The organism is Alteromonas sp. ABH4_454 (assembly GCF_056311775.1).
This window is the reverse complement of sequence record NZ_CM149972.1, coordinates 157,953-170,332: the sequence shown is the minus strand read 5'-3', so window position 1 is coordinate 170,332 and position 12,380 is coordinate 157,953. Positions and strand designations below refer to the sequence as shown.

General features: G+C 45.0%; 9 protein-coding genes. 4 read left to right on the top strand and 5 right to left on the bottom strand.

The window, feature by feature from the left end; translation table 11 throughout:
- Positions 1-27: 27 nt before the first annotated feature.
- From ACYX4W_RS00730 to ACYX4W_RS00715, 4 genes are all read left to right on the top strand, one after another.
- Positions 28-1,527 carry an ethylbenzene dehydrogenase-related protein gene (locus tag ACYX4W_RS00730; RefSeq protein WP_476074397.1) on the top strand — a complete coding sequence of 500 codons (1,500 nt, stop codon included), beginning with the start codon at positions 28-30 and terminating at the stop codon, positions 1,525-1,527.
- A gap of 10 nt (positions 1,528-1,537) precedes the next feature.
- Positions 1,538-2,266, top strand: a complete 729-nt coding sequence (locus ACYX4W_RS00725; RefSeq protein WP_476074396.1) for an Lcl C-terminal domain-containing protein — start codon at positions 1,538-1,540, stop codon at positions 2,264-2,266.
- Positions 2,267-2,360: 94 nt separating this feature from the next.
- Positions 2,361-2,915, top strand: a complete 555-nt coding sequence (locus tag ACYX4W_RS00720) for a hypothetical protein (protein WP_474857400.1) — start codon at positions 2,361-2,363, stop codon at positions 2,913-2,915.
- A 232-nt stretch (positions 2,916-3,147) separates the two neighbouring features.
- A complete protein-coding gene (locus ACYX4W_RS00715) occupies positions 3,148-5,595 on the top strand; it encodes a S8 family serine peptidase (RefSeq protein ID WP_476074395.1) in 2,448 nt (815 codons plus the stop codon).
- A gap of 320 nt (positions 5,596-5,915) precedes the next feature.
- Here the strand turns inward: ACYX4W_RS00715 and ACYX4W_RS00710 are convergent, their stop codons facing one another.
- From ACYX4W_RS00710 to ACYX4W_RS00690, 5 genes are all read right to left on the bottom strand, one after another.
- Positions 5,916-6,545, bottom strand: coding sequence for a response regulator (locus ACYX4W_RS00710; protein ID WP_476074394.1), 630 nt, complete (start codon positions 6,543-6,545; stop codon positions 5,916-5,918).
- On the bottom strand, positions 6,542-7,231 hold the full coding sequence (locus ACYX4W_RS00705; protein ID WP_476074393.1) for a sensor histidine kinase: 690 nt from the start codon (positions 7,229-7,231) through the stop codon (positions 6,542-6,544). The genes ACYX4W_RS00710 and ACYX4W_RS00705 overlap by 4 nt, the downstream gene beginning before the upstream one ends.
- Positions 7,224-10,409, bottom strand: coding sequence for a protein kinase domain-containing protein (locus ACYX4W_RS00700; protein WP_476074392.1), 3,186 nt, complete (start codon positions 10,407-10,409; stop codon positions 7,224-7,226). Before ACYX4W_RS00700 ends, ACYX4W_RS00705 begins: the two co-directional genes overlap by 8 nt.
- 122 nt (positions 10,410-10,531) lie before the next feature.
- Entirely contained in the window at positions 10,532-11,374 is an 843-nt protein-coding gene (locus tag ACYX4W_RS00695; RefSeq protein WP_476074391.1) for a GAF domain-containing protein, read from the bottom strand.
- Between the two features lie 145 nt (positions 11,375-11,519).
- A complete protein-coding gene (locus ACYX4W_RS00690) occupies positions 11,520-12,365 on the bottom strand; it encodes a DUF6689 family protein (RefSeq protein WP_476074390.1) in 846 nt (281 codons plus the stop codon).
- Between the last annotated feature and the right edge of the window lie 15 nt (positions 12,366-12,380).

Sequence of the window (12,380 nt, the reverse complement as noted above, 5' to 3'; positions counted from 1 at the left end):
AAGTATTTGGCAAATTTGTGTGCGAAAATGACTCGCAAAAAACTGTTTTTATTTAGCCATCTGGTAGTAGGCTGTTGCGTGCTCACCCAGTTGTTAAGCGGCTTTCGTATTGCCTCACAGCATCGAGACTTTTGGCTTTATTTTGATTGGCTGTTACCTGAAGGGCTTGTGCATATTTGGCACGTGATTTTCGGGCTGTTATTGCTTGTGATGATGCCGGTAATGCTTTTCGCACTGCTAAATCAACGAAAAGAAAAGGCCGTACCAAAAACATTTAACCAAGTAGGCTCTGCACTTATTTGCGTATCGCTAGTAAGTGGTGGGGCACAATTCTTTTTTGAACTCACACACTTAGTGGTGCGCTTTATCCATTATTACAGTGCGGTAGGGCTACTTATTTTTATTGCGCTTCACCCCTTGCGATACTACTTTCAAAAGCCGGTAACATACCTTCTCCACATTATTATCGAACCTTTCACTTTCAAGCGAGGCTATTTTTATTTAGGGGCGGCTGGATTGGTAACGTGTAGTTTGTACTTGTTCACATTATCTATGCCTACACCTCTTCAGTCTAAAGTGGTTGCCGACGATGTGTTTATCAAGATTGATGGAAAAGCCAATGAGAGTGCTTGGCAAAAGGCGCCTGGCGTTACAGTAAAAACTTTTGCTGGTGCTAATTTTTATGGAGGGACGTCGGACGTTACGCTTAAAACGCTACACAATACGACTGAAACTTATTTCTTTATTCGCTGGCAAGATCCTACGGAAAGTTTACTACACCTTCCTTTAGTAAAAACCGATGCAGGTTGGCGAGTAAAAAGTCATGGTTTTGAGCGGTTCGATGAGAAGGAGTTTTACGAAGATAAACTTGCGCTACTGTTTTCTCAAAGTTGCAATATAGCAGCAGCTGCCACCGCCCATTTAGGTAGTCAGCCTCGTTCTGAATTACCTGCTAATAAACATAAAAAGGGCTATCACTTTACATCCGACGGTGTCGTCGATTTGTGGCAGTGGAAAGCGGTAAGAACTAATGCGATGTACTTGGTCGACGATAGTTATATCGGCAGGCCTGTAGCGCCTATTATAGGCGAAAAAAGGTACACGGCTGGCTATCAGCAAGACAGCGATATGGGGGGAAGCTATGTCTTAAACTGGAAATGGTACAGCAGCGAAAATGTTACCCCGAAACGCCTTCCTAACGCTCCTCCATTTGAATCTCAAGGTTATGCTAGCTGGTTTGACTACAAAGCTTATTCTCCCAAACGGGATGATTTACCAGTAGGCAGTTTGATCAACTCAGTTTTGTACCGTTCTAATCAGCTTGAAGGGGGACGAGCCGACGTGCGTGCTTATGGAAGGTATGCAAACGGTTACTGGAACCTTGAAATTGTGCGAAAGAAGCAAACTTCAGAAGAGACGGACATCAATTTAACTGATGGTATTTGTTTGTGGGTAAGCGCGTTTGATCACGCTCAAATTGCTCATACCCGACATGTTAGACCCTTGCGGCTTAGCTATGAATTGTAAGGGTAATGCTATGCTTTTATTCGTAAAAAAGCTTTTTGTCCTTTGCGCTATAGTCCTCGTTGGTACACAGTTTAGCGTGCTTTATCAATTTTTCAAAAGCGTGCCTGATATGTTTGCTGCTAAAGAAACAGCGGAGTATCGATTTGTAAAATTGAACTCACATGGGCATGCCATTTCAAACGAACAAGGCCCTTGGCATTGTGTTTACGACAGAAAGCTCGAAGTTGCTTGGCTGGTGGGAAGAGATGACGAGTCGCCTTTTGACAGTTATTGGAGCTACAGTTGGTTCGACGAAGAACAGCATAAAGGAGTGAAAGAGCGAGGGAGCTGTTATTTCAACAAGCCGGGGTGCGATACAAGGCATATTCAGCAGCAAGCAATTAAACGGAAAGTGTGTAACTTATCTAACTGGCGCCTGCCCAATGCAGAAGAGTTGATTGCCTTAGTTCAAACTCCAACTAAATCTAATGGCCCTTTTATACAAAGCGCATTTTTCCCAAATATCCAAAAAGGTGATTATTGGACGCAAACACAAAGCAACAGTATTGATACTCAAGCGCTTACGCATTTAAAAGACGGAGCGGTTGCGGTCAACTTCAAACATGGAAAAAGTCGAGTTCTACCTTTTAGAAATGCTGCTCATGTCATGCTTGTGGCGGACAAAAAAGCGCTACCCCTTTCGCCTAATCAAAGTGCGTTCTTAGGTAGAAAGCAAAGCATCGCATATTCTCACAATTAATTAGCCATTGGCACTATGTAGGGGGAAATCCCTATTTGCACTTCGAGCAGTTGGTTTGATACTGAGCCTACGAAATCACATGGGTAACCATTCTATGAAGTCATTAATTGCAGCAGTGTTCGTTCTTTTTTCCGCGCCTTCTTTCGCTGGCGTAATCACTTATGATTTCACTCGATTAGTGTTAGGTGACGAAGCTGACGAAACCAGCTTAATCGGGCAAATCACCTTCGATGAAAACGAAACCCAATTTAATATGAATACATGGCTATCGTTTTTCTTTCAGTTAGAGTTTGATGGCGTCTCTTACGATATTTTAGAAGCCGACATTGCTGACTTTGCGATAGTTGATTTAGATGATGGTGTGTTTGGTGATGAAAGCAGTGAAGGCTTTGAGTTCTTCATTGAAGATTCAAGCGTTCCTTACGAGTTTACTATTAGTTCAGGTTTAGCTGGACTAGGGCAAACCGATACTTGTGTTTTCTTTGAAAATAGCGACCGCTGTGCGGGCGGGTTGTTTCAATTGGTTAAAACTGTCGAGCCGAGTAGTGGCTCCAATAACGGCTCGACGCAAGTGAGTGAACCTGCTTCCTTCGCATCGGCAATGTTAGTTTTGTTCGCGTTTACCTCACTGAGGAAGCGCAAACAGTAAAGCATTTTTAATTTTAATAAGCGTTTCATTTCTTTTACTGTGTTCGTTCCCTCCAACCTATCAATGTTTTTCGATAGTTGGTGTTTTTAGCCCTCCATTTGTGAGGGCTTTTTTCTTTTTAGATTTCTGATTTTTCAACGCTTTTATAAATCACACCGAATAGGGGGAACTCCCCATAGTTTTGCTTCTTTGGTTGTTAAATACTCAAGGGGTACTCAAAGAGAGGTGTATTATGAAGTTCCTTAATAACAAAACAGTATTATCAGTTGCTATTGCTTGTGCCCTACCAGCGAGCATGGTGAATGCAAAAACTTTCGATAAAACCTTGGCTGATGCACTTGCTGCTTCGCCACTAGAACTACAACAAGTTATTGTTACATTTGAAGGTAAGGGACCTGCCACAACAGAACAAATTACAGCACTTGAATCGTTAGGCATCACTGGCGGTGTTAGCCTGCGTAACGTGCCAATTGTTGGTGTGTTAGCCAACAAACAGCAAGTTGAAGCGCTTTATCAACGTGATGACGTTGTGTCAGTGTGGAACAACGACCCGCTAGAATTAGAGAACCATGAGTCTACCCAAATTACCGGCGTACAGGCACTACAGGCTGACCGCGATATTCGCATTAACGGCATGCCTGTATCAGGTAAAGGCATTGGCGTAGTGGTAAACGACTCGGGTGTTGACGGTACACATGGCGATTTAGCATTCCCTGATCACGTTGTGCAAAACGTTTTAGCGCAGGTTAATCTAAATAGCTACAGCGGCATTTTACCGATTACATACCAAGAAAACGTATCTAACACCGATATCCTAGGCGGTCACGGTACTCACGTAGCAGGCACAGTAGGCGGTAACGGCGCCAAGAGCGGTGGTTTACACGCAGGTGTAGCACCAGGTGCAGACATCATTGGTTATGGCTCGGGCGCAGGTCTATTCATTTTAGATACCATCGGTGGCTTCGACTACGCGTTAACACACCAGTTCGATTACAACATTCGTGTTATCTCTAACTCGTTCGGTAACACTGGCGATGTAGGTACAGACTTCAACCCAGATGACCCAACCAACGTTGTAACCAAAGCATTGGCTGACAACGGTATTATTACCGTGTTCTCAGCGGGTAACTCAGGTCCTGGTGAGTCAACTATTACCGGTAACTTCAAAAAAGCACCTTGGGTAATTACAGTGGCTGCGGGCAACAAGCAAGGCGAGCTAGCTGACTTTAGTTCTCGCGGTGTTGAAGGAAAAGGCGGACAAGCGGTTGTTGATGGCGAAGTGTTCACGTGGGAAGACCGTCCTACCGTAACGGCGCCTGGGGTAGACGTCATATCTGCCCGTGCATCACTGTCTAGCTTAGGCGGTTTAAGTGCAGCTGACGACGCGGAGATGATTGAGCCACAGCACTTGCCGTTTTATACCGTATCTAGCGGCACATCAATGGCTGCGCCGCATGTGTCAGGTATTGTTGCACTAATGCTAGAAGCAAATCCAAACCTTCAGTGGGAAGACGTTAAACGCATTCTTCAGGAAACCGCAACACCAATGGCTGGTATGGACGAATGGGAAGTGGGCGCAGGCTACGTTAACGCTTATGCTGCGGTAACTGCAGTGCTTGACGGTGAAGAAGTATTTGGCGATACAGTGAAGAAGAATCGCGAGTTTAACGCATTTGCTAACGTTGCTGAAGGCGATAGCTTTACGCTACCTACAACTTATCTTCCTGTTGGTGAGTCACCAGTAGAAGAGTTTGAGGTAACGTCTGACGTATCTATGGTGGTGGCGAGCGCGTCAATTGAAACGGCAACAGCGTTCGTATTAGAAGACCCGGCAGGAAATACCTACGGTTCTGGCATTGGCCTACCTGTTTTAGGTTCTTCTGTTGGTACAGCTGCTCCGGGTATGCCGGGTACATGGAAACTATACAGCCGAGGCATTGGCAGCATTAGTGGTGTGTCAGTTGACCCACTCGGCGTTACAAATGGTGTGGGCATTCCTGGTACTAACGATGTGAATATTCGCTTGTTAGTTACATCAGGCTATACCGGTATTGATGATGCAGTAGGCCATCCAGCGAAACCATTCATTGAATATGTAGTAGCAAATGAGCTAATGGACGCAAAGGAAAGCGGTTTTGCACCAGATGCACCGTTAACGCGTGTAGAACTTGCTGATACGCTAGCGCTTAGCGCTAATCTTCGTCAAACCAACGATGGTAATACAGTGAACTTCACTGATGTGAGTGCAAAAAAAGCTGCCGCCGTAAATTCAGCAACAGCAACTGGCGCTGTGCTTGGGGATCTAGAGATGAATACGCAACCGGTGATGCAAGTTGACGGCGACTTTTTTGGTAGCAACATGCAGGTGAGCAAAGAAGAAATGGCGTACTCAATGGTTCAAGCGTTAGGTCTTGAAGATACAGCACAAAGCTTCGATTCTGAACAGGTTATCGCCATCGTGCTTGGCGAGGCAGTGGAAGTTGAAGATACAGACGCGATTGCACCTGAGTATCGCGGCTATGTTCAACAAGCTTTAGCTGCAGGGATAATGCAGGTGGAAGTGAAGGTAGAGCAAGGTCCATTTGACCTACAGCCTACGCTTAAAGCCTTCTTTAACCCACAAGATGGCGTATCACGAGGCGAAGCAGCGTTTATCCTTACGCAATACGCTGAGCTTTAGTCCTTAGGGTTGAGGGCCGGTTGTAACATTCAAAACACGCGGTAAACCCATCCATGGGCGCTCCACAGCAGCATCCCTGCTGCTGAGGGTTTTGAATGTTACAACCGGCCCTCGCGTAATCTGCAGAAGGAGGGGGGAAGATGGAGCAAGGCCCCTCTTTTTTGTTTAAGTTTCGCCGAAAGTTTATCGCTCAATATTGGAATTTGTTCACGGGCGTTCTGCCGTAGTCCCCCTGCTGCTGAAGGGTTTGAATGTCACAACCAGATCTCGTGTAGTTTGCGGGGGAGGAAAGCAGTGCTTCAACCTAAAAGCGGGTACAGCTACTCTAGCAAGCCTGCTTTTCCAGCCATTCTGATAAGTTCTGCGGAACTGCTTAAATTGAGCTTTTTATAAATGTTGCTTCGGTGATTTTCTGCGGTTTTAAGGCTCATATCTAGTAGTTCGGCAATCTTCTTACTGGTGTTGCCTGCGGCAACTAAGAAAAAGACTTCTCGCTCTCTTCGCGTCAAAACGCTCAGCGGTGATACGTGCTTTTGACACTGCTCACTGGATGACTGGGTTAATTCGTCGGGAAAAGAGGTTTTGTTGGCCGCCACTTTTATAATTGCATCGACTAAGCTATCGCCAGACGACTCTTTTAAAATGTAGCCCTTTGCGCCAGCGTCGCGCATGGCCTCTATATATTCCACTTCGTTGTGCATAGACAGCACAAGTATCTTTGCATCACTGCGCTGAGACAATATTTTATCAATGGCAACGAGTCCGCTCATGCGCGGCATAGAAATATCCATCAGAATAACGTCGGGGGAGAGTTTTAGCACCGCTGCAATAAGCTCAACACCGTCATCACATTCTCCGACCACTTCAATATCTGGGTTTGCATTTAGCATTTGAGATACGCCTTGACGCATGAGTACATGATCGTCGGCTAGCACTACTCGAATTGTCATACAGGTACCGTTACTGTTGTTCTTGTGCCTTGCCCTACAGCTGAATCTATTTCTAGCGTAGCGTTGAACGCTTCGGCTCTATCGCGAATACTTGAAAGACCAATGCCAGGCTCTACTGTTCTACTATCAAACCCTACACCATTATCAAGAATATCTAAACGAATAACGTTATGGTGGTAAGAAACCGTCAGGGTAAGGTGTGTTGCTTCACTGTGTTTTATAGCATTTACCAATGTTTCTTGCGCAATTCTGAATAATAAGGTGCTTATATCTTTCGAGAGATCTGTGGGTAGATTTATGTCAGTGTTATACGCCATATCTTCACCACTAAGCAGGTTCCGACACAGCCAGTTTAGTGCGGGTTTAAGGCCCAGGTCGTCTAAAATGGTGGGGCTCATAAGGCGTGATAGCTGCCTCACGTCATTTAGCGCCATTTCAGCGATACCGTGTAGTGCTTCTATTTCAGGCGAGGAAGATGAGAGCGCCTGCAGTCGTCTTGTCAGCCCAGTAAGTAACTGCCCTATACCATCATGCAACTCTCTAGAAAGTTTAGCTTTTTCGGATTCTTGTTGAGCCCACAGGCGTTTCGCAAGCTGCTGAAGTACTTCCTGATCAGCGTCTAGTCGCGCTTGAAGTGTTGCCTGTAGTGCCTTAATGCTCTCTATTTCTTTGGCTAAATCACTCAAAATAGGCGTTCCTGTAGTCACCCGCTTGTTTTTCCGGTAGTTGAGACAGCCACTGCGTTGTTAACTTATCTACGGTATCTTCTTTGCCGGGAATAGCGCGATAGTATAGGTGATTGCGCCAATATGAAGGGTATAGCGCGAGCTTTTGCTTGAGCTTTTCAACTGATGCTTCATCACCTAACGACGCTTGTATATACAGCCACTGCAAGTATTGTTGATAATAAGTAGGTTTAATAAGAGTGCCAAGCTTTTCCATGATACTGCTCGAAGCGCCTAAAGAAAGGCGCTGCTGCATATCGAGCAAAATCTTTGTTTCGGTGATCGCGGGTACATTGTCGTTATTTAGAAGCGTTTTGTAGATGTCGTCACTTTCATCGTTAAGGTTACCTTGATGATGCTTTAACCCTAACGTTAACCATTGATAAACGGCGAATTGCTCGTGACGTTCTTCGCTTATGGTGGGCAATACCGACTCAAGACGCTTCTCTAAGCATGACCAGTTTGCAGTTAACAAGCATATTTCACCCTCCCAGAGCAAAACTTCTGTTTTTGCTCGGCTATCTTCAGACTCCTGAGCTAAGCGTTTTGCCTGTGCAGCATGTTGTGTGGCTTCTTCTAAATTTCCGTTTGCAAAGTTTAAATAGCTGAACAGAAGGTGATTGTAGAGCTTTTCCTGATTATGCTGTGTACCTAATTGCCTATCTACCGCCGTTAAGTAATTGCTTGCGATATTTTTATCACCTTTAACTAAACTCAATTGCGCAAGATTTTGATGGGTTCGAAGTAGGTGAGATTCATCACCATTTCTCTCAAATAGCATCTTAGCCTGCTGCCAGTATATTTCTGCAAGTGAAATGTCACCGATTAAAAAGTGCATATAGGCCACGTTGCTCATGCTTTGGGGCTGAAGTACCTTGTCATCGCTTTGAACACGAATATCAAGGCCTCGTTTGTAGTAATCTAACGCTCTTGCAAACTGTCCTCGTTCTTCAAACATAAAGCCTAGGGTGTCGTTTACGTGCGCTTCTTGTGCTAAGTCACCTAAATCGTGAAGCAGCTTTACAGCTTCTTCTAGCGACGCTTCAGCAGTGGTGTAGTCGCCTGTGAGTGAAGTAGCAATAGCATAGTTTGCTAAGGTTTTGGCCCGCTGAGAAGGCTGTGTTTTCGCATCTCGCAGCGCCAGCGCATCCCTAAAATAACGCGCCGCTGCTACATTATCGGCCGTTCGCAGATAGGCAATACCAAAGGCATTCAGCACTAAACTTTCACCTTGTGTATCTTTGGCTTGTCGAAATGCTACCAGTGCGCGTGTTAACGAATCGCTGGTGGCCGTTTCTATATCTCCGTCAATAATCTGCAAACGAGCCAGCTCAAACCATAGTTGCCCGTTGTTAGGTCGAAGGGCTAAAGCGGCTTTGTAGTCAGCCATCGCTTTGGCATCTTCGCCCGCCCACTGGTATATGTCGGCCCGTATTGATAGCAATTCTGGACGGTTAGGAAATTGAGAAACCAGTGCATCTATCGATTGTTTTGCAAGGGCTAAATCTTCATTAAGTTCAGCCCGTAGAAGTTCACTTTGTAGTCGCCAATATAGCGCTAATTCGGGAAGGCTGGTTAAGGTTTGCAGGGCCTGTCTGGCACCATCATAGTCGCCAGTATTCATCCTATTGCGGGCTGTGGCTACCCACCCACCGGGGTAATCAGGGGTTGTCGCGGTAATGGCGTCGACTGCATCTGTACTATTTAGCGTTTCTCCCTTTTGCCACGCTGAATCTAACGCATCTAGATAACGTAAATCAGGGAGTGGTTGAGGGGCTTGAGTTTCAACAGCATCAAATAGTTGCTGAATTAACTTGTTGGAAAACTCCACTAAATCCTCAGAAAGGGTGTTTGCATCCACATTGTGCGACACGGTAAAAATAGGCGTATTGGCAGGCATGCTGAGTAAGCTTGCGTGAAGCAAGTAAGCACTATTACTGGTAGGCGTAGCATCAAGAAGCAGTACGGTATTAGCTGCAAGTGTAGCGGCTAAATCAGTGCGATCATTATTCTTAGTAAAGGGGGATAACCCTAGATTGCTTACCCAAGCTTGAGTCTGTTCTTTGTTGTCTAACACTATGTTGGGGTGGGTAGACAATGGGTAACGTAGTAATGTGTTAATGGTTTCTAAAAGCGGGTATTGAGGGTCATTCAATACCAGAAGCTGAATAGGACTATCTGTCGCTAATTTGGGGTGACTCTTTTGATACCAAGTGAAGGAAAAAATACTGGCACTCCCAATTAATACCAGTAAAGCAATTATAGAAAACCCAACAAGGGTTTTGTTAGGCACGGTCGCACTGCCATTAACGCTAAGGGCATGACCTTTAACGCTGAGGGCTCTACCATTAACGCTAAGGGCTTCTTCCAGCGAAAGCCTCTTGGCCGGTAAGTGATGAGTTAATTGAGCAATGCAGGTTTTGCGCTTTTTCAACCACAAGTAATGGGAGATGCCAACGCCTTCTTTTTCAACACAGCCCAACATGTCTTCTAACACTTTACCTAGGCTATAGGTGTCAGAATGCTCACTTGCTTTTCCGGTTTGAATAACTTCAGGAGCTGTGTAGCGTTGATGCCCGCTGGTTTGGACACCCGAAGCCGCGCTTTGACCAATGCCAAAGTCGATAAGCTTAATATCTTCATTATGGTCAATTAGGATGTTGTCTGGCTTTATATCGCCGTGCTTAATACCTATGGATTTACATGCAAGTAAGGACTCAATGAGCTGTTGTTGCCACTTATCGAAGTCGGCTTTGCTGATAGGTTTTTGAAGGCGCGTATAAAGAGGCTCCCCTTCTATGAAAGCCATGGTAAAGAATGCAGTATCTCCGTCAGAGAAAACATCATGTACACGAATGATATTGGGGTGTTGAAGCTGTCTGGCAATATTGACTTCATTGCGGATAGTTTGCATTTTAACCGGGTCGCTAGCACCACCTTCTATCACTTTTAGCGCCACTTTCACATCAAGCAGCTCGTCGAGCGCACTATAAACATTAGCCTGAGCGCCACAGCCTAACTGTTCTACAATAAGAAAACGGTTAGCTAGGCGTGAATTTGGCGCAATAGATGGCCCTAAAGCTAAGGCTTCAGTTTTAAGGGAATTATTTTGCGACGAGAATACATCTGGCCTGTTCAAAGCCTTCTCCACACTTCACTAATTAACGTGACGAAGCAACTCAAATAGGGTTTACGCCACGCAGGCCAGTCGACAATAGGTATAACAAATGGTCGACTGGCTTAAACGTTATTGCTTTTATTCTAGCTTATAAGTGAAAGTTTATGCTCTATTGTGTGGAATAACAAACGCATGGAAATCATATTTGCTAAGGAGGTGGCAAATTCTATGTCCGTTTGTGTGAAGTAACGTCGCCCTAAAACAGAGTCAGCATATAAAACACCAACAGGCTTTTCATCTAAACATACGGGTACACAAATGGCTGCCTGAATACCGTGGTTAATTATACTGTGCTGCTTGTTAAGCGTGTTGTCGCAAACAATATTACCGATAGCGCGAACGGAATTTGTCTGCATACATTGATTGATAATAGTGCGGCTGCCTGTAAAGTCATCGCCCTGCATCCAATCTTCATAACCTACACCAAGCTGATAGTTATTTATTTTATCAAACAGAATGAGCGAAGCGCGTTCGCACCCAAGCGACTGAGTTAAACACTCTCTGGCGAGGTTAATAAGTGTAGTGCTGTTATTACAGTGCTGTAGTTGGTTTTGATATCGTTTTAGTTGTTGCTTACGCCATTCACGTTGGCTATCAAGTTTAACGACATTATTAAATGCCACAGGCGTGAATTCACAAGGAATTGGACCAAGTTGCAAAACGTGAGGTTTGTCTAGCGTAAGATGTTTTACGGGGGTACCTGCGTTGCTGAAGCACCCTGTAGAACTGGTGTCGTCCAACTGCCAAATATGGTCGTTGTCAGCATATTTTGCGGTGCGTAAAACAATGTGAGAACGTGAGATTTGAGGGTGAGGAATAACGATGTCGGCACTATCGGCGCGCCCTACTTGATATTCACGGCCCTCAAAAAGCAAGTGTTCACTTACGCTACCGTTGCTCTTTGTAAAGGCAAACTGTAATGGCATGGCATCACCCTCATCATGTCACTGTCGCTGAATTTTTATTATTTTTGCAACCTACGACCATGCCCGGATAGGCACGAAGCCAAGTTGACCCTAGTCCCGTGTAGCTGTTTAAAAAACAGTGTAGATTTAAGGTCAACAGGACTATTTACAGCGTTCTTAAACTAAAACGTAATGTTTGCAGCTGAGTAAGAAGCAAACCTTTCACATTAACTATGTCGCCACTTGATCGCCATACGTCAGCAATCTGGCTTCCAGAAGCACTATCAACAAGTGTAATAAGGCTATCAACCGCAATTAATGCTGCATCGTCATCGTTTATCGCCAACGCTGACTGAATGTCATTTATTCCGCTATCAATAGCTGCTTCTAGCAGCGGGGCTATTTTGTCGCGATTATCATTAACAGTTGTACTTAAAGAGGCAACTTTGTCGTTAATGACAGTAGTTGAAGGACGATTGTCGAGCAAAATAATGAAGTCGGAAAATTGCCCTGTACTACCGCGCGCACGAAAGCTACCAGATGAAGTAAGCGTTGTTATGTCTTCAAATTGCTCGCCGTCATGCGACGTAAACAAGCGCCATGGAATGGTTGGGGTGTAATGAATGGCTTTGGTGTAAAGCTCAACCGTCGCTAAACCTTCAAAGCCAAATCCTGCATCTGTTTTCGGCGAAATAGAAACAAGAACAGGGAAGCCTGAAACGGCACTTGTTAGTGCTGAAGGCAGACGGTCTGTAATCGTTAAATCTGCTGGGTCTAGCAGCTCTGCAGTAATATCAATAGTGTTGGCATTAAGACCAATGCTGTTTTCAAACTCAACGGTCAAATCAACTTCGATTAAGCTGGTAAGCGCAAGCTTCGCCTGGATCTTATTGTCATCGACAGTTAGGGTTGCAGGAGTAACTACCTGTGCTTGCGCGGTTGAAAGCAGAAGTAATGCAGTGGTGGCAACAACAGTAGTAAGTTGTCTGAATTTCATCGCAGTAAACATCATAGGATGACCTCTTTC